This window comes from Mesorhizobium sp. M0293, from assembly GCF_040321735.1.
In the GTDB taxonomy this organism is placed as follows: domain Bacteria; phylum Pseudomonadota; class Alphaproteobacteria; order Rhizobiales; family Rhizobiaceae; genus Mesorhizobium.
In genome coordinates this window covers 34,683-58,926 of sequence record NZ_JAMYSA010000031.1, presented here as the reverse complement: position 1 = coordinate 58,926, position 24,244 = coordinate 34,683, and the positions used below count along the sequence as shown (strand labels likewise).

At 62.5% G+C, this 24,244-nt stretch carries 24 protein-coding genes, 1 tRNA gene and 1 pseudogene; 11 read left to right on the top strand and 15 right to left on the bottom strand.

From position 1 onward, the window contains the following. Nucleotides 1-3: 3 nt before the first annotated feature. The 6 genes from NKJ06_RS14290 (at nt 4) to NKJ06_RS14265 (ending at nt 4,195) form a co-directional block, all read left to right on the top strand. A complete protein-coding gene (locus NKJ06_RS14290) occupies nt 4-552 on the top strand; it encodes a YceD family protein (protein ID WP_352810000.1) in 549 nt (182 codons plus the stop codon). Nucleotides 553-665: 113 nt separating this feature from the next. Beyond that, nucleotides 666-1,736 (top strand): phosphate acyltransferase PlsX, encoded by a 1,071-nt coding sequence (gene plsX, locus NKJ06_RS14285; RefSeq protein ID WP_352629345.1) that lies wholly within the window; start codon nt 666-668, stop codon nt 1,734-1,736. A gap of 9 nt (nt 1,737-1,745) precedes the next feature. Next, nucleotides 1,746-2,717 carry a beta-ketoacyl-ACP synthase III gene (locus NKJ06_RS14280; RefSeq protein WP_352629342.1) on the top strand — a complete coding sequence of 324 codons (972 nt, stop codon included), beginning with the start codon at nt 1,746-1,748 and terminating at the stop codon, nt 2,715-2,717. 103 nt (nt 2,718-2,820) lie between these two features. Continuing rightward, nucleotides 2,821-3,144, top strand: coding sequence for an integration host factor subunit alpha (locus NKJ06_RS14275; RefSeq protein WP_013532231.1), 324 nt, complete (start codon nt 2,821-2,823; stop codon nt 3,142-3,144). 126 nt (nt 3,145-3,270) lie between these two features. Then, the gene (locus NKJ06_RS14270; RefSeq protein WP_352629341.1) at nt 3,271-3,810 is read left to right on the top strand and encodes a MerR family transcriptional regulator; all 540 of its coding nucleotides are present in this window, start codon (nt 3,271-3,273) and stop codon (nt 3,808-3,810) included. 85 nt (nt 3,811-3,895) lie between these two features. Continuing rightward, a complete protein-coding gene (locus tag NKJ06_RS14265) occupies nt 3,896-4,195 on the top strand; it encodes a hypothetical protein (RefSeq protein WP_352809998.1) in 300 nt (99 codons plus the stop codon). A 153-nt stretch (nt 4,196-4,348) separates the two neighbouring features. On the opposite strand, the gene NKJ06_RS14260 is transcribed toward NKJ06_RS14265, so the two are convergent. Both NKJ06_RS14260 and NKJ06_RS14255 read right to left on the bottom strand, forming a co-directional pair. Next, nucleotides 4,349-4,531, bottom strand: coding sequence for a hypothetical protein (locus NKJ06_RS14260; protein ID WP_352809996.1), 183 nt, complete (start codon nt 4,529-4,531; stop codon nt 4,349-4,351). Between the two features lie 187 nt (nt 4,532-4,718). Next, a pseudogene (locus tag NKJ06_RS14255) lies at nt 4,719-5,333 on the bottom strand (hypothetical protein). 283 nt (nt 5,334-5,616) lie between these two features. On the opposite strand from NKJ06_RS14255, the gene NKJ06_RS14250 reads away from it, so the two are divergent. After that, the gene (locus NKJ06_RS14250; protein WP_352629339.1) at nt 5,617-5,901 is read left to right on the top strand and encodes a helix-turn-helix domain-containing protein; all 285 of its coding nucleotides are present in this window, start codon (nt 5,617-5,619) and stop codon (nt 5,899-5,901) included. 185 nt (nt 5,902-6,086) lie between these two features. Continuing rightward, nucleotides 6,087-6,548 carry a YbaK/EbsC family protein gene (locus NKJ06_RS14245; protein ID WP_352629337.1) on the top strand — a complete coding sequence of 154 codons (462 nt, stop codon included), beginning with the start codon at nt 6,087-6,089 and terminating at the stop codon, nt 6,546-6,548. 123 nt (nt 6,549-6,671) lie between these two features. On the opposite strand, the gene NKJ06_RS14240 is transcribed toward NKJ06_RS14245, so the two are convergent. The 6 genes from NKJ06_RS14240 to NKJ06_RS14215 all read right to left on the bottom strand — a co-directional run bounded on the left by NKJ06_RS14240 (nt 6,672) and on the right by NKJ06_RS14215 (nt 12,477). Further along, a tRNA-Pro gene (locus NKJ06_RS14240) sits at nt 6,672-6,748 on the bottom strand. Between the two features lie 252 nt (nt 6,749-7,000). Then, the gene (locus NKJ06_RS14235) at nt 7,001-7,438 is read right to left on the bottom strand and encodes a CatB-related O-acetyltransferase (protein WP_352629335.1); all 438 of its coding nucleotides are present in this window, start codon (nt 7,436-7,438) and stop codon (nt 7,001-7,003) included. A 447-nt stretch (nt 7,439-7,885) separates the two neighbouring features. Continuing rightward, nucleotides 7,886-9,145 carry an O-antigen ligase family protein gene (locus NKJ06_RS14230; RefSeq protein WP_352629333.1) on the bottom strand — a complete coding sequence of 420 codons (1,260 nt, stop codon included), beginning with the start codon at nt 9,143-9,145 and terminating at the stop codon, nt 7,886-7,888. Beyond that, nucleotides 9,142-10,677: an undecaprenyl-phosphate glucose phosphotransferase gene (locus NKJ06_RS14225; RefSeq protein WP_352629331.1), complete on the bottom strand. Its 1,536-nt coding sequence runs from the start codon at nt 10,675-10,677 to the stop codon at nt 9,142-9,144. The genes NKJ06_RS14230 and NKJ06_RS14225 overlap by 4 nt, the downstream gene beginning before the upstream one ends. Nucleotides 10,678-10,772: 95 nt before the next feature. Next, complete coding sequence (locus tag NKJ06_RS14220; protein ID WP_352629330.1) at nt 10,773-11,903, bottom strand: glycosyltransferase family 4 protein; 1,131 nt, start codon at nt 11,901-11,903, stop codon at nt 10,773-10,775. A gap of 10 nt (nt 11,904-11,913) precedes the next feature. Next, the gene (locus tag NKJ06_RS14215) at nt 11,914-12,477 is read right to left on the bottom strand and encodes a polysaccharide biosynthesis/export family protein (protein WP_352629329.1); all 564 of its coding nucleotides are present in this window, start codon (nt 12,475-12,477) and stop codon (nt 11,914-11,916) included. 257 nt (nt 12,478-12,734) lie between these two features. On the opposite strand from NKJ06_RS14215, the gene NKJ06_RS14210 reads away from it, so the two are divergent. Continuing rightward, on the top strand, nt 12,735-15,011 hold the full coding sequence (locus NKJ06_RS14210) for a GumC family protein (RefSeq protein ID WP_352629327.1): 2,277 nt from the start codon (nt 12,735-12,737) through the stop codon (nt 15,009-15,011). Between the two features lie 50 nt (nt 15,012-15,061). Here NKJ06_RS14210 and NKJ06_RS14205 read toward each other — a convergent pair whose 3' ends face one another. From NKJ06_RS14205 to NKJ06_RS14180, 6 genes are all read right to left on the bottom strand, one after another. Continuing rightward, nucleotides 15,062-15,898, bottom strand: a complete 837-nt coding sequence (locus NKJ06_RS14205; protein ID WP_352629324.1) for a GNAT family N-acetyltransferase — start codon at nt 15,896-15,898, stop codon at nt 15,062-15,064. Nucleotides 15,899-15,903: 5 nt separating this feature from the next. Continuing rightward, nucleotides 15,904-16,650, bottom strand: coding sequence for an aspartate/glutamate racemase family protein (locus NKJ06_RS14200; RefSeq protein ID WP_352629360.1), 747 nt, complete (start codon nt 16,648-16,650; stop codon nt 15,904-15,906). Between the two features lie 2 nt (nt 16,651-16,652). Beyond that, nucleotides 16,653-17,471 carry an ABC transporter permease gene (locus tag NKJ06_RS14195; protein ID WP_352629322.1) on the bottom strand — a complete coding sequence of 273 codons (819 nt, stop codon included), beginning with the start codon at nt 17,469-17,471 and terminating at the stop codon, nt 16,653-16,655. A 1-nt stretch (nt 17,472) separates the two neighbouring features. Continuing rightward, complete coding sequence (locus tag NKJ06_RS14190) at nt 17,473-18,384, bottom strand: ABC transporter permease (RefSeq protein WP_352629320.1); 912 nt, start codon at nt 18,382-18,384, stop codon at nt 17,473-17,475. Between the two features lie 85 nt (nt 18,385-18,469). Further along, on the bottom strand, nt 18,470-19,759 hold the full coding sequence (locus NKJ06_RS14185; RefSeq protein WP_352629318.1) for an ABC transporter substrate-binding protein: 1,290 nt from the start codon (nt 19,757-19,759) through the stop codon (nt 18,470-18,472). A 34-nt stretch (nt 19,760-19,793) separates the two neighbouring features. Then, nucleotides 19,794-20,882, bottom strand: coding sequence for an ABC transporter ATP-binding protein (locus tag NKJ06_RS14180; RefSeq protein WP_352809995.1), 1,089 nt, complete (start codon nt 20,880-20,882; stop codon nt 19,794-19,796). 263 nt (nt 20,883-21,145) lie between these two features. Here NKJ06_RS14180 and NKJ06_RS14175 point away from each other — a divergent pair, with 263 nt between their 5' ends. Further along, nucleotides 21,146-21,865: a GntR family transcriptional regulator gene (locus NKJ06_RS14175; RefSeq protein WP_352629316.1), complete on the top strand. Its 720-nt coding sequence runs from the start codon at nt 21,146-21,148 to the stop codon at nt 21,863-21,865. Here the strand turns inward: NKJ06_RS14175 and NKJ06_RS14170 are convergent. Then, nucleotides 21,862-23,091 (bottom strand): GNAT family N-acetyltransferase, encoded by a 1,230-nt coding sequence (locus tag NKJ06_RS14170; RefSeq protein ID WP_352809994.1) that lies wholly within the window; start codon nt 23,089-23,091, stop codon nt 21,862-21,864. The two genes, NKJ06_RS14175 and NKJ06_RS14170, sit on opposite strands and share 4 nt — an antisense overlap. 91 nt (nt 23,092-23,182) lie before the next feature. On the opposite strand from NKJ06_RS14170, the gene NKJ06_RS14165 reads away from it, so the two are divergent. Continuing rightward, a complete protein-coding gene (locus NKJ06_RS14165) occupies nt 23,183-24,241 on the top strand; it encodes a polysaccharide deacetylase family protein (RefSeq protein ID WP_352629313.1) in 1,059 nt (352 codons plus the stop codon). Nucleotides 24,242-24,244 lie beyond the last annotated feature (3 nt).

Here is a 24,244-nt window from a genome sequence, read left to right as displayed (position 1 = left end):
ACAATGAAGCACGTTGACCCGCAAAGCCCGGTATCATTCCGCGCAAACATCACTCGCCTGCCGCAGAAGGGTCTGCCGGTGGTTATCGAGGCCGATGCGGCACAGCGCGCGGCGCTGGCCGAGGAGCACGGGCTGATTTCTGTCGAATCCTATCGCGCCGAACTCCTGGTGGCGTCATGGAAGCGCAATGGCGTAAAGATCAGCGGTCGCGTCGAAGCCGACATCACCCAGGCCTGCATCGTCACGCTCGAGCCTGTCGAAGCGCATATCGACGAGCCGGTCGAAGCGCTGTTGCTGCCCGAGGACTCCAAGCTTGGACGGCAGGGTTTCGATGGCGGCGGCGAAATCCTGCTCGACGCGGAAGGCCCTGACAGTCCCGAAACATTTTCCGGTGACACGATCGATGTCGGGGCACTTGCCGAACAGTACTTCGGACTGGCTATCTACCCTTATCCGCGCAAGCAGGGTGCCTCGCTGAATGCCGGCAGCGAGGCCGAACCGGCGGAGAATGAATTTCAGCAAAAACTGCGATCCTTGCTGGGAAAATCCTGAGAACCTCGCCCGCGACGGAAAAGTCGGTTGTGCGGCAGCCCAAAACCGTTATTTTCGCCGAACCTTCGCGGTCGCTAAAGCGACCTGCCGCCTAACAGTGAGATAAATACCGAGTGATCAGGATTTCCATCGATGCCATGGGCGGCGATCACGGGCCAGCCGTGGTCATTCCGGCGCTCATGACGGTCGCGACCCGCCGTCCCGACATCCGCTTCGTCATCTACGGGCGTGAGGAGGTTGTGCGCCCGGAACTCGCCAAGTTTCCGAAGCTCGCCGAGGTCAGCGAGTTCTTCCATTGCGAAATCGCGGTCAGAATGGACGACAAGCCGAGCCAGGCGCTGCGCCACGGCCGCTGGAAGTCGTCGATGTGGAAGGCCGTCGAAGCGGTCAAGACCGGCGCTGCGGACGCCTGCATTTCCGCCGGCAACACCGGCGCGCTGATGGCGATGTCGAAATTCTGCCTGCGCACCATGGCAACCATCGAGCGCCCGGCGATCGCCGCCCTGTGGCCGACATTGCGCGGCGAAAGCGTAGTGCTGGACGTCGGTGCCACCATCGGCGCCGATGCGCACCAGCTGATCGACTTTGCCATTCTCGGCACCGGCATGGCGCGCTCGGTCTTCGGCGTCGCCCGGCCCAGCGTCGGGCTGCTCAATGTCGGGGTTGAGGAGATCAAGGGCCAGGAAGAGGTCAAGGAAGCCGGGCGCATGCTGCGCGAAGCCAACATGGCCTCGATGAACTATCACGGTTTCGTCGAAGGCGACGACATCGGCAAGGGGGTGGTCGACGTCGTCGTCACCGAAGGCTTTGCCGGCAACATCGCGCTGAAGACGGCGGAAGGCACGGTGCGCCAGATTGGTGGCTATCTGCGCGCCGCTATGAGCCGGACGCTGATGGCCAGGATCGGCTATATCTTCGCCAAGGGCGCCTTCGATCGCCTGCGCGAAAAGATGGATGTCGGTCGCTCCAATGGCGGTGTCTTCCTGGGACTGAACGGCATCGTGGTGAAAAGCCATGGTGGTGCTGATTCGGACGGCTTCGCCGCGGCGATCGAGCTTGGCTATGATATGGTGCGCAACAATCTGCTCGACCGCATCGAGGCCGACCTCGACCTGTTCCATGCGCGCAACCCGCATGCCCAGGCAAACAGGAAATCCGACGTCGTTACCGACGCAAAGGAATAGGAAAGAACTTTGATCAGATCAGTCGTGCGCGGCATGGGCGCCGCGCTGCCCCGCCGAATCATGAAGAATGCCGATTTCGAAGGCATGGTCGAGACGTCCGACGAGTGGATCGCTCAGCGCACCGGCATTCGCCAGCGCCATATTGCTGGTGATGACGAGACGACGGCTTCGCTGGGGGAGGCGGCGGCGCGCGCTGCGCTTGCCAATGCGGGTCTCACGCCCGCCGACCTCGATCTGATCGTACTGGCGACCTCGACGCCCAACAACACATTCCCGGCCACCGCCGTCGAGATCCAGAACCGGCTCGGCATGCATCACGGTTTTGCCTTCGACCTGCAGGCGGTCTGCTCTGGCTTCGTCTACGCCGTTGCCACCGCCGACCTCTACATCCGCGGCGGCCTGGCCAAGCGGGTCCTGGTCATCGGCTCGGAAACATTCTCGCGCATCCTCGACTGGAGCGACCGCTCGACCTGCGTGCTGTTCGGCGACGGCGCCGGTGCCTTGATCCTGGAAGCAGGCGAGGGCGTGGGCACGATTGCCGACAATGGCGTTCTGGCGGCCAGCCTGCGCTCCGACGGGGCGCACAAGGACAAGCTTTTCGTCGACGGCGGGCCGTCGACCACGGGCACCGTCGGCCACCTCAGGATGGAGGGCCGCGAAGTCTTCAAGCATGCGGTGGGTATGATCACCGACGTCATCGAGGCGACGTTCTCACAGGCCGGTATATCAGCCGATGATCTCGACTGGTTCGTGCCGCACCAGGCCAATAAACGAATTATTGACGCTTCCGCCAAGAAGCTCGGGATAGCCGAACAAAAGGTGGTGGTTACGGTCGATTTGCACGGTAACACCTCGGCTGCTTCCGTGCCGTTGGCGCTTTCGGTGGCCGTCGCCGACGGCCGCATCAAGAAGGGCGATCTCGTGCTTCTGGAAGCCATGGGTGGCGGCTTCACCTGGGGTGCAGTCCTGGTTCGCTGGTAAGTGCCAAACGGTCCGGTTTCGGTCCTTGACCTTGCCGGATCAATTACTTAGGCTCTGCCGTTGTTGTGCCGAATTTTGTGTTTTGAACTGATGGGACGGTCGGATGGGGGGAAAGACACTTACGCGCGCCGACCTTGCCGAGGCAGTTTACCGGAAGGTCGGCCTGTCGCGCACTGAATCGGCCGAACTCGTCGAAGCGGTGCTGGACGAAATCTGCGAAGCGATCGTTCGTGGCGAGACGGTGAAGCTGTCGTCCTTCGCGACATTCCACGTCCGCTCCAAGAATGAGCGTATCGGCCGCAATCCCAAGACCGGCGAAGAAGTGCCGATCCTGCCGCGCCGGGTGATGACCTTCAAGTCGTCGAACGTGCTGAAGAGCCGTATCTTGCGCTCCCACCAAAGCGGCAAGGCCAAAAGCGGCAAGTAGCCACAATGCGTGGTTGAAAACCGCCGCCGCCATGACGCCGGGCTTGAATATTGCTTCATAAACCGCTGAAATAAGACCCGATTCGGCAGGGTAAGCCGGATCATCGTCCAGCGTGAGGATTCGCCCATGGACAAGAGCCCCGACGCCTTTCGTACCATCAGCGAGGTCGCCGAAGATCTCGATCTGCCGCAGCATGTGCTGCGTTTCTGGGAAACGCGTTTCACCCAGATCAAGCCGATGAAGCGCGGCGGCGGTCGTCGTTACTACCGGCCGCAGGATGTCGAACTGATCAAGGGCATCCGCCACATGCTCTACGACCAGGGTTACACCATCAAGGGCGTGCAGAAGCTGTTGCGCGAGAACGGCAATCATTTCCTGGTCGCCATCGGCAGTGGCGACATGGCCGCCGTCGAGGCGATCTCGCAACGAAAGCAGGCCGATCAAGTGCCGTTGACGCCCGCGGCCCAGCCGCGCGGCATGGACGACGAACTGGTTGGCCAGCCGCGCGTCAAACCCAGCCGCCGCTTTTTCGGTCTGGGCAAGGGCGACGAGGACGGTCCGGTGCAGCCGGACGCGTCGAAACTCTCGCGCGACAATCGCGCGCTGTTGCAAGAGGCGCTGTTCGATCTCCTGGAATGCAAGCGTCTGCTCGACCAGGTGCGCTGACCGAAGCGACATCGATATTTCGAAAACCGGAACCCGTCTTCCGGTGAGGCGTTACGCTTCCTTCTGCAAATGAAGGAAACGCATCATGGCATTTTCGACCCTCTCGGATACCGATCTCGACAGGCAGGTCGCGGCTCTTACCAAGGAATTGGCCAGCTTGAAGAGGGCCGTGGCCAGGCGAGGCGGCGCCTACTACGAAGACAGTCGCGATGCCGCGCTCGACACCTATTCCGACCTTGCCGAGCGTCTGCGCGATGCCATGCCGGCAATCCGCAGACAGGGCAGGGTGATCGAGAAGTCGGCCCGCGACCATCCGGCGGCGGCCGCCGCGGTCGGCCTCGGGGTGCTCGGTCTCGTTGTCAGTCTGCTGTTCAGCCGGCGCTGAGGAAAAAGCTTTCGTCGGTTGCGTCGAATCCTGACGCTGTCATTCGACGAACTTGGCGCACCCCGATTGTGTCGAGCCTCACCGCAGTACCAAAAGGAGACCAGCCTTGAACAAGAAGCCAAGGCCGGTCTTCTTGTTGGCAGTTCGCTATGCCTAGATATTCTTCACGTGGTGGTGATGGTGATGATGGCGGTGATGAATGGGGTGGTAATGGCGATGATGGTGACGATGATGTCTTGCCATCGGGGCCGCATCCGTGCTCGTCGCGCCGATCACCGGCACCGTGAAAGCAAGTACAACTGCAAGCCCGAGGGCCGAGAGGAGGGACTTCTTCATGGATCGTTTCCTTTTTAGCAGGTCATCGGGTCGGTGATCCGATCGCCGCGAATGGGATTACGCTCCTGAATTTTTTCGTCAGTATTTCCCGATTGTAGAATTTTGTTTCGGGACTGTTTCTGCGGAATCCGGGCAGTCGCCATCATCATCGCCAGGGCCGAAACGCCGCGCCTTTCCGGCTGTTTGCCTACATCGGCGGGACCACGCCATTGTTTCCCACCACGACGCGGCTGGTGCTCAACTTACCGTCCGCCTCGCGCTGGGCGGTCACGAAGACCGTAGCGCCCGGCTTGAGGTCGGTCGGTGTGGCGGGCGCGAAGGTCACGACAGGCGTGGTGTCGGGGATCGAAATCTTCTTCGTCTGCCCATTGTCATAGGTCAGCGTGACGGCTCGACCGCTTATGTCGGTGACGTCGGCGACGGTGCCGTTGGTCATCCGGCTGTTTGGCTGCAGGTCCTAGGGACGATCACCCTCGCCAGTGCCTTTCAAGGCGGCCGGGAAGACCACCACCTCCAAGGCGCCACTGCCGCCATCCGACTTCGAGACCGAGGCGATGCCGAGGAAATCGCCCTGCTTGATGTCCTTCACGGATGCGCTGGCGACGCCTGATATCTTCCAGTCGGCATTAAGCTTGATCGCATCGGTGTCACCCCGACGGGTTTTCACGGTGAGCAACGTGGGCTCGAAGCTGACCACGGTGCCGCGCACGCGCAGCGTGTCGGCCGCCTGAGCGCCGCCCACAGTGGCAATGGAAAGGCTGAAAATCGTGCCGAGCACGAGCATGAGTGTCTTCAAGTTCATCGCAGAGATCCTTCCGTGAACCGGCTGGCTGGAACCGGATGGTTTCACGCCAGCACATCAGAACAACGAACAGGTGGGCCGAAACCACCGGGCAAAAAGGTGCTCGGGTGTTCAAAAGAACTTGATGCGGCCGATGTGTGCGAGACGGCCGCACGCGCCTGTGGTTCACGATCCCGTGACGGTCAGATTGGCACTTGGCAAATCGCCGGCGAGCGGGCATCTTCCCGATCGTCTCAGGCAACACTCCACATTTGATCAAACTCTTTCAGTCATGGAGTTGCCAATGCCCCATAATGCAAAAAACGAAGCCCCCTCCGAACCGGCAGCCAACGGAAGCGGGCCTGATTACAGCACCCTCAGAGCGATGCGGGAGACCCGCGGCTACAGTCTGGAAAAGCTTTCGTTGACATGCGGTCTGGCGGTCGACGAGATTGAGGATATCGAGAACGGCCGGATAACGGACCCGTCGAAAGTGCGTCGTATTGTGTCCGCGCTTCGACTTCCCCAGGAGGCCCTGATCACCCCGGCTGGGCCGACGCCGGCGGCGCAAGGTCGATCCCTCGCATAAATCCGCACCAGGCATGCCCGACAACCCGCCAAGACACCCTTGGCGGGTTTGTCTTTAGTGGTGCCGCAGCCTCTCTGCCTCGGCCTGGGGCTTGCCGATTTGTGTGTCGCGCGTGTTTATACGCGCGGCGGCCAGAATCTGCTGAAATATTTGCCGTCCATCAAGTTTGAATCATGGGTTTGACGATGAGCCTGGAATCCGTTCATGCCTTCTTCGCCGCTCACGCACCCGACATCGACGTCATCGTCACGGAAGCGAGCTCGGCGACGGTGGCGCTGGCGGCTGAGGCGCATGGCGTTCTGCCGGCACAGATCGCCAAGACGATCTGCCTGCGCGTCGGCGACCGCACCATGCTGGTGGTGACCAGCGGTATCGCCCGGCTGGACAACCGCAAGTTCAAGGACCAGTTCGGCGGCAAGCCGCGAATGCTCGACGCCGCGGAGGTGGTCGAGGCGACCAGCCACCCGGTCGGCGGTGTCTGCCCGTTCGGCCTGCCGGCGCCGCTGCCGGTCTATTGCGACAAGTCGCTGCGCGATTTCGATGAGGTCGTGCCCGCGGCTGGCGCCACCAACGCCGCGGTGCGGATCGCGCCACAGCGCTTGGTTGAGATCACCGACGCTGAGTGGGTCGATGTCTGCCAAGGGTAGGCTCAGGACCCGATCCCGAGTTCAAGCAGGACGGTAGAGGACGCATTCTGAGATTTTGCCCCGATCCGAGATCTGGCCGGGTATCTGGAGAGGCGGACTTCGGGGGCAAGTCCTGCTTTGAAATGGTCGGAGTGGCCGGATTCGAACCGACGACCCCTTGACCCCCAGTCAAGTGCGCTACCGGGCTGCGCTACACTCCGGACCGCGGAAAGCCCTATATTCTCAAGGGTTCCGGCGCAAGAGCAAAAAGGCATGCTAAGAACATAACGGAACCGAAGAGCAGCGAAACGCAGGCAACGGCACATTTTTCCCCACGGAAAGTCCCAAGGGTGTTCGTGAGTCGTTCTGTGGATAACTCAGCGGAGCAAATCCGCTCCGACAATGTGCCGGACGGTAGCGTTGGGAGTTAATGCTAGTGTCTCCGCGCTGTAATGCACATAGCCTGCTGGCCGTTAGCGGAAACGGAGAACGAACTGCTCGGCGGGTAAATCGAAGGCGGCCTTTTCATGTTTGATGCGCTCGATGGGCCAGTCCCACCAACGAATTTTCAGCATGGCCGCGATAGTGTCCTCGGAGAAACGATATTTGATAACCCGCGCCGGGTTGCCGGCTACTATCGCGTAGGGTGGCACATCCTTCGTGACCACGCTGCATGCCGCAACAACGGCGCCATCGCCAATAGTGACGCCCGACATGATTGTCGCCCGCGCCCCCACCCAGACGTCGTTCCCGATGACAATCGGACCTTTAGTCCGAAGATACTCCATCGACGTCTTGGTTCCGAGGATCTGGTCCTGCAAACCGAAGTTTGACGCGGTCTCTGTTGGATGATTGGCCTGGCAGATGAATATAACTTCCCGCGCGAAGGCACAAAATGCGCCTATGGTCACCGGCGATTCGTCAGAGGGGAAGAGGAAAGACTTGCTAGGAAGGTCATGCGTGTATCGCCCCAGCTTTACACACGGAGGCACGGGTTTTGCCCAGAGGAGACCTCTCTCCCGTAGCCATTCGGTTAACTTCGACATGCATGCCCCCGTTTAGTGGTCCGTCCGGCAAGTGAATAGCGTTTGAAGAAGCACCTGGATAGACCACGTTGCCAGAGGCGAGCGGACAAGCGGCATCCGGAAGAACACCTGTGGCGAAACGACTTCGATCGGCTGATCAGGGCAGACCGCTACCTTCTGACAGAGGCAGGACTGAAGATCGCAATGCGGCGCGCCGTGCCGAAGGCCAGCGTGAAGAACTTCACTTCCGCGATACCTAGCCTACCGCCGCCACTCACGTGCTGCGTAAGAGCAACCTGAAGGTCATCCAGCAGCTCCTCGGTTGCGAGGACATCAAGACGAGGGTGCGGATGAGCGGTGCAAGGCAGGCCGCAACAGCCGCTGGTGCCTATATTCCAGCGCGATGGCGCCCCAGATCAGGCCGAGCAGCAGGTAGACGTGGCGCCAGTGGTCGATGTCGATGAAGGTGCCGAGCCCGATATTGCCGATGAAGGCGACATAGGCGCACAATAGATAGGGCTGCCACGGCCGGTCGCGCAGCAGGATGCGGAAGCCGGCTGCTATCGTCCAGGCGACGAGCGTGAGGAACGACACGAAGCCGAGCCAGCCATAGTCCATCAGCATCTTCAGCCAGATGTCGTGGGTGTCTTCGCCAAAAATCGTGCCGAAGACCAGCGGGCCGATGCCGAATGGATGCTCCATCGCCATCTGGAAGCCGATCGCATAGCGGGCGAAGCGTCCCAGGCGGGCGGTGTCGTAGCTCTGCTCGAGATGGGCGCGGTTGGAAAACATCTCCGACACGCCGGGCAGCTGCAGGATGACGATCATGGCGACGACCAGCAGCGCCAGCGCGGCGATCGTCATCACCACCACGCGCAGCCGGAACATGCCGCTGGCGCTCTGCAGGAACAGGCAGCCGGTGAGCAGGACAGCCGAGACGGCGAACATGCCCCAGGCGCCGCGCGAGAAGGAAAAGAAGATACCGGCCGTGATGATCAGCAGCGGCATCGCCAGCAGCGGCATGCGCGAGACAGGTCCGGTCAGGAGCAGGTAAAGCAGATAGATGCCGGGCAGCACCAGGAACGGGCCGAACACGTTCGGGTCCTGGAAGGCGCCGGCGGCGCGGTCGTATTTGGTGAACATCTCGGCGCCCGGAAAGGCGTGGAAATAGCCGGCTATGCCGAGCAGCGAGGTTATCACCGCCGACACAACATAGGCGACGAAGATCAGCCTGTAGAGGCTCGGTTGCACCGCGGTCACCGAGGCGAAGAACACCGCGGTGAAGGCCAGAAACAGCGAGACGGCGAGATAGAGCGGCGTGTTGGCGAGATCCGACATCTGCGTCATCGCCATCATGCCGCCGATGTTCATCGTCACCAGCAGCACCAGGAGCGGCATTGCGGCACGCGACACCCTGAGGCCGAAGAGAGCCCAGATGGCGATCAGCCCCGCCATGTAGAGTTCGTAAGGCGCCGGTTCGCTGATGACGAAGCCGGACAGGAATATGCCGAGGAAAACCGCGCATGAGGAAATCAACGCGATCAGCTTGGCGTTGACCGCCGCGCGCGGCACATCATGGCTGATCGCGCTCAATAGGCGTTTTCCGTGTTGAGCAGCCTGATCGGCGTCAGGAACAGGATCCGCAGGTCGAACAGCAGCGACCAGTTCTCGATGTAATAGAGGTCGTATTCCGTCCGCATGCGGATCTTCTCGTTGGTGTCCATCTCGCCGCGCCAGCCATTGATCTGCGCCCAGCCGGTGACGCCGGGCTTCACCTTGTGGCGCGCGAAATAGCCGTCGACCACTTCGTTGTAGAGCAGGTTGTGCGACTGCGCGGCGATGGCATGCGGGCGCGGGCCGACCAGCGACAGCGAACCCAGCAGCGAGTTGAAGAACTGCGGCAGCTCGTCGATCGAGGTCTTGCGGATGAAGCGGCCGACGCGGGTGACACGCGGGTCGTTCTTGGTCACCGTCTGCTTGGCGGTTGGGTCGGCCTTGTCCGTATACATCGAACGGAACTTGTAGACCTCGATGATTTCGTTGTTGAAACCGTGCCGCTTCTGGTGAAACAGCACCGGGCCCTTGCTGTCGAGCTTGATGGCGATGGCTGTCGCCAGCATCACCGGCGAGAACACGACGATGCCGATGAGGCTGAAGATGATATCGAAGGCGCGCTTGGCGACCGAATCCCAGTCGTTGATCGGCTTGTCGAAGATGTCGAGCATCGGCACCGAGCCGATGTAGGAATAGGCGCGCGGGCGAAATTGCAGCGCGTTGGAATGCGCCGACAGCCGGATGTCGACCGGCAGCACCCACAGCTTCTTCAGCAACTGCAACACGCGCGATTCGGCGGTCAGCGGTAGCGACACGATCAGCATGTCGATGCGGGCGATGCGGGCGAACTCGATCAGTTCCGAAATGGTGCCGAGTTTCGGATAGCCGGCGACGATGGGCGGCGAGCGCTTGTCGCCGCGATCGTCGAAGATGCCGCAGATGCGGATGTCGTTGTAAGGCTGCTTTTCGACCGAGCGGATCAGGATTTCCGCCGCCTTGCCGCCGCCGACGATGACAGCGCGCCGCTCCATGCGGCCGTCGCGCGCCCAGCGCCGGATCAGCTTCGACATCACCAGCCTGAGGCCGAAGATGAGAACGAAACCGATGACGAACCAGCTGCCGAACAGAAGGCGCGAATAGTCTTGCGACATCTTCATGACGAACGCGGTCAACGCCATCAGCGCGAAGGCACCAGCCCAGGCCAGCAGCACGCGGCCGAAATTGGCGATGGGCCGCATCAGGGCGACGATCTGGTAGCAGTCGGTGACGTCGAGCAGCACCACGGCAAGAAACGACGCGGCGGCGATCGTCAGCGGATATTGCCAGGCGAGATAGTTGAAGAACCCGACATAGTGGAAATAGACGGCGAGCCCGGACAGCAACAGCAAGCCGAATTCGACCATGCGCAGGACGCCGCTGACCATGATCGGCGACATTGTATCGCGCCGGTACTGCGTGGCGACCTGGCGGGCGACATCGTTCATGCCGCTTGGCGTGTCGCCATCGGCCGGGCCGTCGAATTTACGCACCGCCTCCGGTGAAAAGCGGCGCGCGGGGTCGATCTCGTTCATGGGGCTTTCCGCAAGCTTCCCTACGGTGAATAGCAAAAGAGAGCTAAGAAACCCTTGAAACAACTAGTGGCTTTGAAACGGCTTGGCCCTGCGCCCTATTTGTCGAGCGCGGCGAAGTAGGCCTTCTCGATGTCGGCGGCCATCACATCGGCGCCGAAGCGCGCTTTGAGGTTGGCGCCATCGGGCATCAGGTCGCTATAGGCAGCGGGGTCGGCCAGCGCCTGGCTCATCTTGTCGGCAAGCTCGACCGGGTTGGGCCGGATCAGGGCAGGGGAACCGGTGCCGAAGATCTCCGGAATGCCGCCTACGGCGGTGGCGATCATCTGCTTTCCCGCGGCTAGCGTTTCCAGGACGATATAGGGCATGGCTTCGGCGCGCGAGGGAACGATGACGAGCGCCGCCAGCGCAAACGCCTCCCTGGCCGGCATCGGCGGCAGGAAGCGAACATGGCGCTCAAGCCCGAGGCGTTTCACTTGAGCGTGGTAACGCGGCAGGTCGTCGCCGTCGCCGACCATCACCGCCGTCAGCGCGCGGCCGAACTGGGAGCCGGCCAGCGCCAGTGCATCGATAAAGATGTCCGGACCCTTCAGGTCGCGCATCATGCCGATATAGAGCAGATCGGCTGCGTCGGGCTCGGCGATCACCGGCTCGAATTCGGTGGCGCGCAGGCCGTTATAGACCAGGGTGTTGGGAATGGGCGGTTCGCCGACCTTCCTGCGATAGGTTTGCCGTTCATAGTCGGAGACAAACAGCAGATAGTCGGTGAAGCGGGCCATGAAGCGCTCGAGCGCGAAGAACAGCTTTCCGGTGGTCGTGTTCTCGTCATAGTGGAGAGAGCCACCATGCGGCGAATAAAGGCGGGCTACGCGAGACCTTGATACCCGCAACAATGAGCCGAACAGACGGGCATAGGCGCCACCCTTGGCGCCGTGCCCGTGCAACACGTCCGGCCGCAATTCCTTGATGATCCTGTAAGTGCGCTTGGCCGAGGCAAGATCGCCCGGCCCGACATGACGCTGCATCGGCGTGCGGTGGATGCCGAGCGCCAGCATGTCCTTCATCTGCTCGAACAGACGTTCCTCGAACTCGCCGCCCGTCGTCGAATCGCAAACGATACCGACGGAATGCCCGGCGGCGACCTGCGCCTCGGTCAGGTCGCGCACATGCCGGAAAATTCCTCCGACGGGTGAGCGAAAGCAGTGGACGATCCTGAGTGTGTCCGCCACGTGGTGTCTGTCAGAACAGGCGTTCGCGGACGTAGACGGTATCGCCGGGCAGCAGCGGGTCGGAGGTGACCACGCGGCCGGTCATTACCTTGCCGTTGATGTCGCGGGTGATGTCGACGCTTTCCTGGTTGGCGCGCGGCGTGAAACCGCCGGCAATGGCGATTGCCTTCTGCACCGTCAGGCCGGGGACATAGGAATATTGGCCGGCGGCACCCACTTCGCCCATGACGAAGATCGGCCGGTAGCGGTCGATCTCGACCGAAACGTCGGGATCGCGCAGATAGCCTTGCCGCAATTTGTCGGCGATTTGCTTTTCCATCTGCTGTGCGGTGTGGCCGCGTGCCGGTATGGCGCCGACAAGCGGGAAGGAGAGGTAGCCGGATTGGTCGACGCTGTAGGTGTTGGTCAGCCCGTCCTGCTCGAACACGGTGACGCGGACGCGATCGCCGGCGCCAAGACGATAGGGCTGGTCGAGCACCTCATGGAAGGCTGCCGGCGTCGGCCGATAGCTGGAACAGCCGGCGAGCATCGATACGGCAAGCAGCGCGCGAAACAGGGAAGCAGTGCTTTTCATGACCGGACAGGTACCTTCGACTGGTCGCTACAACGTCGCAGCAACTCTAGGGATCGAGGTCCGTTATCATCCTGTTAGGGTTAATGGCCGGTAAAGGGAGCGGCCGACACATGGCGCATCGGCAAGAGTTTTACGATTTTTGACGGTTTTGTTTATCGCTCGCCAGTAAACCCTAATGGAAACTTACCGCGATCTTAACGGCTGAGTTACCATAGTTGTTTACGGTGTGTCCTGACCCAGTATCGGAGTAGGGATGCATGTCCGTTCAGTCCGCGGCCGCAGATGTCGACGTCGATCTCAGGCAGCTCTTCGCCAGCCTGGCGAGGAATTGGCTGCGCATTCTCCTCGTCGCGCTGTTGGTGACCGGCACGGCTTTCGCCTTTGCCTCGCTGGCAACGCGACACTACAAGGCTGAGACGCAGGTGGAGATCGCTCCGCGTGAATCCGTTTATACGCGGCCGGCCAGCAATAACAATGATACCGACAAGCCTATTCTCGACGAACAAGGCGTCGCCACTCAGGTCCAGATAATTTCCTCCAACGAAATCCTCAAGCAGGTCGCGCAAAAGCTTGGTCTGGAAAAACTGCCGGAGTTCGACGACGCGCTCGACATGTCGCCGTTGAGCCGCGCTTTGGTCCTCGTCGGCTTGAAAAGCGATCCGATGGAGATTCCGGCGGAAGAGCGCGTGCTCAAGAAAATGCACGAGAAGCTCAACGTCTATGGTGTCGAGAAGACCCGCATCATTGCCATTGAGTTCTCATCGGAAGATCCCAAGCTCGCGGCCGCCATACCAGACGCCATTGCTGCCGCCTATATAGCGGGGCAAGGGGCGGCCAAGCTCGAATCGAACAACGCCGCCGCCGACTTTCTGGCGCCGGAGATCGCCGACCTGTCGAAGCAGGTCAAGGATGCCGAGGCCAAGGTCGCCGCCTACCGCTCACACTCCGATCTTCTGATGGGTGGCAACAATTCGGTGCTGGCCACCCAGCAGCTCTCGGAACTGTCCAGCGAACTGTCGAAGGTGCGCGCTAGCCGCGCCGCCGCGGAGGCGACAGCTGACGGTGTGCGCAGGGCGCTGCAGAATGGCGGTTCGCTGGATGCCGTGCCGGAGGTTTTGTCATCGGACCTGATCCAGCGCTTGCGCGAGCGACAAGTCGAATTGCGCTCCAACATCGCCGATCTGTCGACGACATTGCTTGGCAATCATCCGCGTATTCGAGCGCTGAAATCGCAACTGACCGATCTCGACGCGCAGATCCGCAGCGAGGCCCAGAAGATCATGAAAGGCCTGTTGATGCAGGCCGAGACGGCAAAGGCCCGCGAGAACCAGCTTGTTGCCGACGTCAACACGTTGAAGGCTGCGTCGGCGCAGGCCGGTGAGCAGCAGGTCGATCTCGACGCGCTGCAGCGCGACGCCACTGCCAAACGGCAGCAGCTCGAACTCTATCTGACCAATTACCGCGAAGCGGCTTCGCGCCAGGATCGCAATTATCTGCCGGTCGACGCCCGGATCGCCTCGAAGGCTTCGGTTCCCTCCGAGGCCTATTTCCCGAAGGTCGGGCCGATCGTTGGCGCCGCATTTGCCGCTTCGCTGCTGATCATGGCCATCGTGACGCTTCTGCGGGAGCTGTTTTCCGGCCGTGCGATGCGGCCGGCCACTGGTTCCCGCTTCGAGCGGATCGATGAGGTCGCGATGCCTGATGTGGCGCAGGCCCCTGATTTTGTCGCGAAGCCGGCTGTCCGCCGGGAGCCTGCCATTCTCCAGGATCCCTTCGCTCATCAGGAGATGGCGGAACGTTCGGCTGAAGCGGAGGCCGAGCCCTACACGGCCGCGATGCCCCATAGGGCCGAGGCGCCTGATATGGTCGCAATGGCCGAGGCAGCGGCAGCCGAGCAGACGGCTGTCGCGCCCGAACCGGCGCGTCCGAGCCTGGGCGAGATCGACATCGAGAAGGCTGCCGAGAAGTTGATCGCCGGCGGTGCGGCGCGCGCCATATTCGTCTCGCCGGAGGGCGACGACGCAGCCGCATCCGCGGTCCTGGTGGCACGCGAGGTCGCCGACGCCGGCCTGCGCGTCCTGTTGCTGGACCTCACTGCTTCGGGAGCGGCCTCGCGGCCGATGCTGGACAGCGGCCTTTTCTCCGGCATCACCAACCTGCTCGCTTCGGAAGCGCAGTTCAGCGACGTCATCCACGCCGATCTCTACTCGGACTGTCACGTTATCCCCGTCGGCACCGCCGATCCGGTCCGTGCCATGCGCGCCGCCGACCGGCTGCCGATCATCATGCAGTCGCTGACAACAGCCTATGATCTGGTCGTGGTCGAATGCGGACCGGCCGACGCGCAAGGCATCAGCCGGCTGACCGGCGATGCCACCGAGGTCTTTCTCTCCATGCTGGAGCCGGACGACGAAGTAACACAGGCCGCGGTCAAGTTGATCGAAAGCGGCTATCCCGACCTGACGCTGGTGACGCCGCTCGGCCACGAACCGCCCGGCAATCCGGTGCCGGGACGGCGCACTGCCGCCGCCTGAGAGAGCCGTAGATCGCTTGGCGCGGACCTGTACGGAGGTCCGTCTGATTTCTATCCCAGTTCCAGGGTCGTTATGCCGAACAACCGCTGCAGCCCAAGCTTCGGGGGCGGGCCCTTGTACATGCGCGTGGTGGTGAAGGTCGGCGCAAAGCCGGCCGCCTCAAGCGCCGCAATGAACTCCAGTTTGGTGGCTGGAACGTCGATGCTGAGGTCGCCGCCCTTGCAGGCAGCCGCCAGTCCGTCCAGCAATTGCAGAGCGATTTCCACGTCGTCGGCAAACAGCGGGCCGATCTTGAAGCCGGAGCGGCACTGCCGCGCCACGGCGTAGCCGCGGGTGCCGCGTGAACTGATCGCCGCCAGCCCGTGATGCGGCGTCTGCAGCCAGCGCTGCAGGAAGGCCCGCCGGGGTGCTGGAAAACAATGTGAGTCATAGGCGATGATGTCGGGCACGAGTTGCGTTGTTATCATGCGCAACCCATCGGCCCTTACCGCCGGGCCTGCCATGTGGCCGGTGTAGCGGATGGTCTCGTAGGCCGGGCTGAAGCCCTTGCGCCGGTAATTCGCCTGCTGCTCGGCGACGCCGTCGAGGCCAACGGTCCTGCCTGCAAGCCTTTTCATGCCGGCGTTCCACACCGCCTTGCCGTAGCCTTTGCCGCGCATGTCCGGCCGGCAGATGTAGAGGCCGATGAAGCCGAACTCGCTTCCATAGGCCACTGCCGAGACCGCCGCGACCATTTGCTTGCCGGCAAACGCGCCGATGAAGCCTTCGGCGTCCGCAGCCTGGAACATTGCCGCGTCTTCAAGGCCAGGATTCCAGCCTTCCGCAGCGGCCCAGTCGATAAGAACCGTCAACTCCTGCAGAGACAGCGTGCGGATGATCGGCTTCATTGTGCTCACTCCGCGGCGACTGCTTCGGGCGAGAAGGATTTCAGCATGCCACGATAGTGCTTGGCCAGTGGGCTTGCGTAGGCACCGCGCTTCGATGTCGACAGGCCGAGCGAGATCAGCGCCTCGGCCTGCTTAAGTGCTGCGCCGACGCCGTCGATGACCGGCAGTTGGAACTCTGCTTGCAGCCGGTGTGCAAGGTCGGCCATACCAGCGCAGCCGAGCACGATGGCCTCGGCGCGATCCTCCTCGATGGCTCGGGCGATTTCGTCGCGCAGTTTTCCGACCGCGCCGGATGCCGGGTCCTCCAGGGCGAGCACGGGGATGTCCGCAGCGCGCACGCGGACGCGTCCCGCCATGCCGTAGCGATGCACCAGCCCCTCGACAGGTACAAGCGAGCGTTCGGTGGTTGTCACCACGGTGAAGCGCTGGGCAATGAAAGCAGCGATGGAAAGCGCCGCCTCGCAAATGCCGATGACGGGGATACCGGCCATGGCGCGTGCTGCATCAAGGCCGGTGTCGTCGAAACAGGCGATGATGGCCGCCTGCGCGCCGCTACGCTCGCCGGCGGCGATCTCCATCAGCAGGCCCGGCACGGCCAGGGCCTCGTCATAATAGCCTTCGATCGATACCGGTCCCATGGACGAGGTGACGGCAACCACTTCCGTCCAGGCGCCGGCGACGGCGCGTGCGGCGGCCGCGATCGTCTCGGTCATGCTCGCCGTCGTGTTTGGGTTCACCACCAGTATCTGCACGGTCACGCTCTCGCTCGGCGGCGGCCGACATAGAGGATGGCGCCCAACGTTGCCAGGATCACCAGGAACGAGAACACCGTGGTCACCGTGCCCAGCGCATAGAGGACAGGCGTCGTGACATTGGTGGTCATGCCGTAGATCTCTAGCGGCAGCGTGTTGAAGGTGCCTGAGGTCATCAGCGTGCGCGCGAACTCGTCGTAGGACAGCGTGAAGCCGAACAGGCCGACGCCGATCAGGCTCGGCGCGATCATCGGCAGCACGACATGGGCGAAGGTCTGCCAGGAGGTGGCGCCGAGGTCGCGTGCGGCTTCCTCGTAGGCCGGCGAGAAGCGGTTGAAGACGGCAAACATGATCAGCACGCCGAACGGCAAGGTCCAGGTCAGATGCGCGCCAAAGGCGGACGTGTACCAGGCCGGACGAAAGCCGATCTGCTGGAAGACTACGCCGATGCCCAGTGAAATGATGATAGAGGGCACGACGAGGCTGGCGACAGCCAGGTAGAACAGCGCGGTGGCGCCGCGAAATTTCTGGCGGAAGGCGAGGCCGGCAAGCAGTGACACCACGACGGTGACGATCATCACCATGACGCCCAGCGCGAGCGAGCGCTTGAAGCTGCCGCCGAAATCGCCGACTGCCTGGCGCTCGAACAGATTGGCGAACCAGTGCAGCGACACGCCGTTGAGCGGGAAGGTGAGGCCGCCGGTCTCGCCCTGGAAGGAGAGGATCAGGACCGCCGACAGCGGGCCGTAGAGGAACAGCACGAACAGCGTGAAGAAGACCGCCAGCACGTAGAAACCGACAGTGCGTTTTTCGTGGCTCACGTCAGAGCTCCTTGCGGATGTCGACGATGCGCAGGATGCCGGCGACCATCAAAAGCACCAGCACGAGCAGCACCACCGCATTGGCGGCGGCGGCCGGATACTGCAGCAGCGACATCTGGTTCTTCATCATCAGCGCAACGGAAGCGCTCTGGCCGCCCGACATCACCTGCACGGTGGAGAAGTCGGCCATGACGAGCGTGACGACGAAGATGGTGCCGATCGCCATGCCCGGCTTGGCCAGCGGAATGATGACGTTCCACAGCACCTGCCAACCGGAGGCGCCGGCGTCGCGCGCGGCCTCGACCAGCGAGCGGTCAATGCGCATCAGCGTGTTGAAGATCGGCGTCACCATGAACAGCGTGTAGAGATGCACCATGGCGAGTACGACCGCGAATTCCGAATAGAGCAGCCATTCGATCGGCTTCGGCACCAGGCCCAGATGCACCAGCGTCGAGTTGATCAGCCCGTTGCGGCCGAGCACCGGAATCCACGAGATCATGCGGATGATGTTGGAGGTCAGGAAAGGCACGGTGCAGACCAGGAACAGCACCATCTGCATGGCCGTGGTGCGGATGTGGAAGGCGAGGAAATAGGCGACCCAGAAGCCGATGAACAAGGTCAGCGCCCAGACGATGGCGGCGAATTTGATGGTGTTGAGATAGGTCTTCCAGGTAACCCACGAGCCCAGAACATCGGAATAGTTGGTGGTCAGGAAATCCGGATACATGGCGGCGAAGTCGTAATCCCAGAAGGACACGACGACGATCATGATGATGGGCAGGAGCAGGAATGCGCCGAGGATGATGGCCAGCGGTGCTGACTGTAGGTAGGGCGTGACGGCACTGATGGAGAAGCGTCGTTGTCGGGCTTGTTTCGCGGCGGCGATTACTGGGCGTTCGAGCGCGACTGTCATTAATGCTCTCGGTTTTTCGCGATGCGGCTGAGCCGCGTTCCCTTCTCCCGCAAGGGGAGAAGGGTTGAGAAGGGGCGCTTGTTTCTTACGCCGCGATGAACTCGTTCCAGCGCTTCACCATGTAGCGGTCCTCGTCCATGACCGAGTTCCAGCAGGCGACCTTGCCCATGCGTTCCTCGAACGAGCCGCCGTCGCGCACGGCGCCGGCCTTCTCCATGACGGTGCCGTCCGGTGCCTTGATGTCGCCCTTGGCTGGCTTGCCTTCGATCCAGTAGCCCCACTCGTCCTCGGTCATGAACTTCTTGGCCGAGACCATGTTGGCCGAGTAGTAGCCCTGGCGGTTGAGATAGCCGCCGACCCAGCCCGACGTGTACCAGTTGATGTACTCGTAAGCAGCGTCGAGTTCGGCGCCCTTGAGGTGGGCGGCAAGACCAAGGCCGCCACCCCATGAGCGGTAGCCTTCCTTGAGCGGCTGGAAGCGGCAGGCGATGCCCTTGGAGCGCACTGCGGCGACGGCCGGCGACCACATCGACTGGATGACGACTTCGCCCGACGCCATCAAATTGACGCTCTCGTCGAAAGACTTCCAGAAGGCGCGGAACTGGCCGGCCTGCTTGGCCTTGATCAGGAAGTCGATCGTCTTGTCGATCTCGTCCTTGGTCATGTTGCCCTTGTCGGCATATTTGATGTTGCCCGTGGCTTCCATGATCATCGCCGCGTCCATGATGCCGATGGAGGGGATGTTGAGGATCGCGGTCTTGCCCTTGAAGGCCGGGTCCATGATGTCGGCCCAGGTGGTGATGTCGCGGCCGACGAGGTCGGGGCGGATGCCCAGCGTGTCGGCGTTGTAGATGGTCGGCACCATGGTGAACCAGTTGGTTGGCGCCTTGGCGAAGACCTTGCTGTCCTGCGCCTCGACGAAGCCGACCGTGTGCGGCGCGGTGCCTTGGGCGATGACGCTGTCGGGCGTCAGCTTGCCGGTTTTGAACAGCGGCACCAGCTCGTCGTAATATTTCAGCTTGCTGACATCCATCGGCTGCAGGACGCCGCTCGGGAACACCTTCTTGCAGATCCAGTATTCGATGTCGGCGATGTCGTAGCTGTCGGGCTGGGTCACGGCGCGCTGGGCGGCCGCGTCGGAATCGGTCGCGGTCATCTCCAGCGTGATGCCGAGGTCGGCCTTGCACTTGTCGGCGATGGCGTTGAGGTTCGACACGCCGGTACCGAACTGGCGCAGCGTGATGTTGGATTGCGCCCAGATGGTCGGGAACCCGGTGATGACGCCCGAGCCAGCGACAAGGCCGACGGCAGCGGCACCCGTCTTGAGCAGTGAGCGGCGCGAAATGCCCGCCTTGGTTTGCGTAGTGTTTGTCATGCCTATTCCCCTGTCTTGTTTTGCTTCGTTGAATTCATGAATGCAGGCGCCCGAGGACGATCGCATCCTCGGAATCCCAGGCGAGCGGTACGGCGTCGCCAATGGCGACGGGTTTGGCGAAGAAGTCGGAATCGTCGATGATGACGGTGAAATCGTCGATGCCGGCGCTGGTGATCGACAGCTTCACCGTCGCGCCGCGATACTCGATGTTGGAGACGATGCCGGTGAAGCCGAGGCCGGGCGAGGGCGGCTCGCCGATGCGCACATGGTCGGTGCGGATGGCGATGTCGATCGGCGCTCCCACATCCTGTGGCTGGCCGCTGGCGGCAAGCGAGGCGCCGCCATTGACGTCGAAGACGACCATGGCGTCGCGTTCGCCGGTGACCCGGCCGGAGATGACGTTGTGGTCGCCCATGAAGCGCGCGACGAAGGCGGTGGCCGGCCGCTCGAACACGGCGCGCGGCGGGGCCGCCTGTTCGATGCGGCCGTCATTCATCACCACGATCAGGTCGGCGAGCGCCATCGCCTCCTCCTGGCTGTGGGTGACGTGGACGAAGGTGATGCCAAGCGACGTCTGCAGCTTCTTCAGCTCGGCCCGCATGCGGATCTTCAGGAACGGGTCGAGCGCTGAAAGCGGCTCGTCGAGCAACAGCGCCTCGGGATCGGTGATCAGCGCACGGGCGAGTGCTACGCGCTGCTGCTGGCCGCCGGAAAGCTGTGCGGGCCGGCGCGTCGCATAGGCCTCCATCTGCATCAGCTTCAGCATGTCGAGCGCCTTGGCACGACGCTTTTCCTTGTCGACGCCCTTCATCTTCAGGCTGAAGGCGACATTGTCTATGAGGTCGAGATGCGGGAACAACGCATAGGACTGGAACATCATCGCCGTGCCGCGCTTGGCCGGCGGCAAGTCCGTCACCACCACATTGCCGAGGCGGACATCGCCGCTGGAAATGCTCTCATGGCCGGCGATCATGCGCAGCGTCGAGGTCTTGCCGCAGCCGGAGGGGCCAAGCAAGCAGCAATAGGTTCCCGCCGGGATCTTAAGGCTGATGCCCTCGACGGCGGTCGTCGTTCCATAGACTTTCGAAACGGACACAATGTCGATTTCGGCGGCTTTGGACATCAGGCATCCCCGTTTGCTCGCATTAACCAATGCATCATGCGTGCCAATCGCCATGCTGCCGATCAAGCATTTGAATCGTCGGGGAAATCAGGATTTTCGGGTGACGCCTATCAGATGAGCCGCTTTGTGCATTGCACAAATTATGGGCGATTGTTCGCGATATCCACACAAATCGTATGCAATCTTTTTTGCCTTCGTGTCCACTTTGCCTCTCGTGCTGGCGTCGAGAGTCGCGCTAGAAGGGAACGGAAAGAATTGCCGCCATGAACATTGCCGACCAGATCTATTCCGCCACCGACAGCGCCACGCAGGATCGTGCCCAGGCGATCCGCGACCAGCTGCGCGACGCCATCGTCGACCGCCGGCTCGCGCCGGGCACCAAGCTGTCGGAAGGCGAGGTCGGCACGCTGTTCGATGTCTCCCGTACCGTGGCACGCGCGGCGCTGCAGATGCTGTCCTTCGAAGGGCTGGTGCGAACCGAGCGCAACCGTGGCGCCTTCGTCGCCAACCCATCGCCAGAGGAAGCGCGCCAGGTGTTCGCCTCGCGCCGGCTGATCGAACCGGGCATTGCCATTGCCGCCTGCGGCCGCGTCACCGCTGCCGACATTGCTGCATTCAAGGCGCAGCTCGACGAGGAGGGCCGCTTCATCGCCGAGCGCGGACCCAATGCGCGGCGTTCCGAAATCAAGGCGTCGGGCGATTTCCACTTGCTGCTCGCCGCCGTCGCCGGCAATGCCATCCTGCAGCGCTTCATGGAGGAGCTGGTGGCGCGATCGTCATTGGTCATCGCGCTTTACGGGCGGTCTGGCATATCGGCCTGCGGGCACAGCGAACACACGGAAATTGTCGGCGCGCTGGGGAGCGGCGATTGCGGGTTGGCGAGCCGGCTGATGCTGCATCACATCGATCATATCGAGGCCGATCTCGATTTGCGCGTCAGGGCCGGCCCGGCGCTGAGGGAAGCCCTCAATTCTGAGAGCTAGCTGTCGTCTTCGCCGGCAGTGGATGCCGCCTGTCCCACCGCCTTGCGGCGCAGCATCTTGGTCAGCTTCCAGATCGTCGGGCTGTTCTTGATGAAGGCTTTCAGCCGCGCGCCTTGCCTGAGCGTCAGCGCCAGCACGCGGCCCTTCAGGGTCAGTGGTATCAGCACCTCGAAATGCCGGGTTTCGATATCGCACCACAGGCGCTTGTAAGGCTCGTCGCCGACGGAGAAATCGTAGACCTCGAAACCGCTCTCGCAGGCCTCCTGGATGTTGTCGAAGAACAGGAAGTCGCCGGGGCTGGCGTGGCAGAGATCGTCCTCGGCGATCGCGCCGAACTCGCAGATCAGTCGCTTGCCCGAGCGGCTCGAGCCGGTGATGGCGCGCAGCCTGCCGGCAACCTCAAGCCCGTGCAGCACGAAGGAAGGTTTGTCCTCGGCAAGCGCTTGCGCGAACAGCGCGCGGAAGAAGCTGCGCACCAGCTCGCCGCCGAAGACGTTGGTGATGCCCATCTTGCGGAAGCGGAATTCCTTCATCTCGAAAAAGGCATCGAGCAGCCTGGTGACCTCGTCCGCCGTGCGCGCCTCGATGCGCCGATGGCTGCCGACGGCCTCGAACTTCCGGATCTGAGAACGGTGCTTCTTGCGTTTGCGTTTGCCGCTGGCGCGAGAAAGCAGCGCATCGAAGCCGCCGGCAAGGTCGACGGCCAGCGACAGATTGGGGCTGGCAAAATGGTCGAGCGAGGCGAGCGGATTGGCGACGCCGTCGAGATCGGGCAGCAACCGTTCGAGCGCGACGAGATCGATGTCGGGACGTGCCTTTGCAATGGCCGCCAGCATCGTTTGGATGGCCGGGATATCCGCCCTGGCCAGCCAGTCCGCATCCCCGGCGACGAAGTTGCCATTGGCGTGGCGGCCTCCCATGAAGCGGGCGACACGGAACGGACCGCTGGCGGTGACCTCCAGCGCCAGCGAAAAAACCGGCCTGCCTTCGGCGCTCAGTGTCGCGACGAGCAAATCCGGTCCGACCTCAGCAGCCCAGTTCAGGACCCAGGCAGCACTCTGCGCCGGTGCAAACAGGGCCGAACGGCAGAACTCGGCATAGGCTGCGAGCCCGTCCGTGGACACAACCGCGATCGACAGGCTGGCGCGATCCCGTGGCACTGCGCGCGACGAGGTCTCGGTCGCCGCAAGCCGATTGCCGTCAAATGACGCAGTTGCGTCAACCATACCTCAATCCTTAGGGCGTATTGATCGCGATTTGGGGGTTCGCGTAGGCGCATTCCGTGCTTGGATCAGCCTAGGCGCAAAAGGTGAATGAATGATCGACGGCGGGGAGGCAATCCGGAAACTGGCGCTGAACGTCGCCCGCTATACCGGCCTTGCACCGCTGGCCAAGCCGTTCATCGGCGGCATTGGCGCCATCCTGATGCTGCACCGCGTTACCGCGACGCCGGAAAAGCCGCACAGCGTCAACCGGCATCTGAACATCGCGCCTGGGTTCCTCGATGCCGTGATCGCCGACATGAGGGCGAGCGGCTATGCCTTCGTCTCCATGGACGAAGCCGTCGAACGCATCAAGGCAGGCGGCAAGGGCGGCCAGTTTGCCACCATTACCGCTGACGACGCCTATCGCGACAACATGACCGAGGCGCTGCCGGTGCTGGAGAAGCACGGCGCGCCGATCACCATCTATGTCGCGCCCGGGCTGATCGACGGCACCGCCGATTTGTGGTGGGATGTGGTCGAGGACATCGTCAACGCGCGCGACAGCCTCACTCTGACGCGACCGAACGGTCCCCTGACGATCGATTGCTCGACCCCTGCGAAGAAACTGCCGGCCAATGCACGCCTGCACGCCTATCTCACCTCCGAAGTCCGCGAGGAGAATCTGCAAGCGGTGCTGCGCGACCTGGCTCGCTCAAATGGCGTTGACGCCGACGGCCCGCGCATGCGGACATTGATGAACTGGGACGAGATCCGCCGCATCGCCGCGCATCCGCTGGTGACGATGGGCGCCCATACGATCAACCACAGCAATCTGAAGCGGCTTTCCGAAGCCGATGCGCGGCACGAGACCGGCGCCGTGCGCGCCATGTTGCAAGCCGAACTGGGCGAAAAGCCCAGCCATTTCGCTTACCCCTATGGCTATGCAAGTGCTGTAGGCTGTCGCGAAGTGGGCTTTGCCCGCGACGCGGGCTATGCATCCGCCGTGACGACGCGCCACGGTGTGCTGCGCGCCGAGCATGCCGGGTTCCTGCATGCCTTGCCGCGCATTTCAGTCAACGGCCGCTACCAGAGCCTCGCCCACATCCGCACCATGCTGTCGGGCGTGACGACGCCGCTCGCCAATGCCGGCAAGATGCTCGTTACGATTTGATGG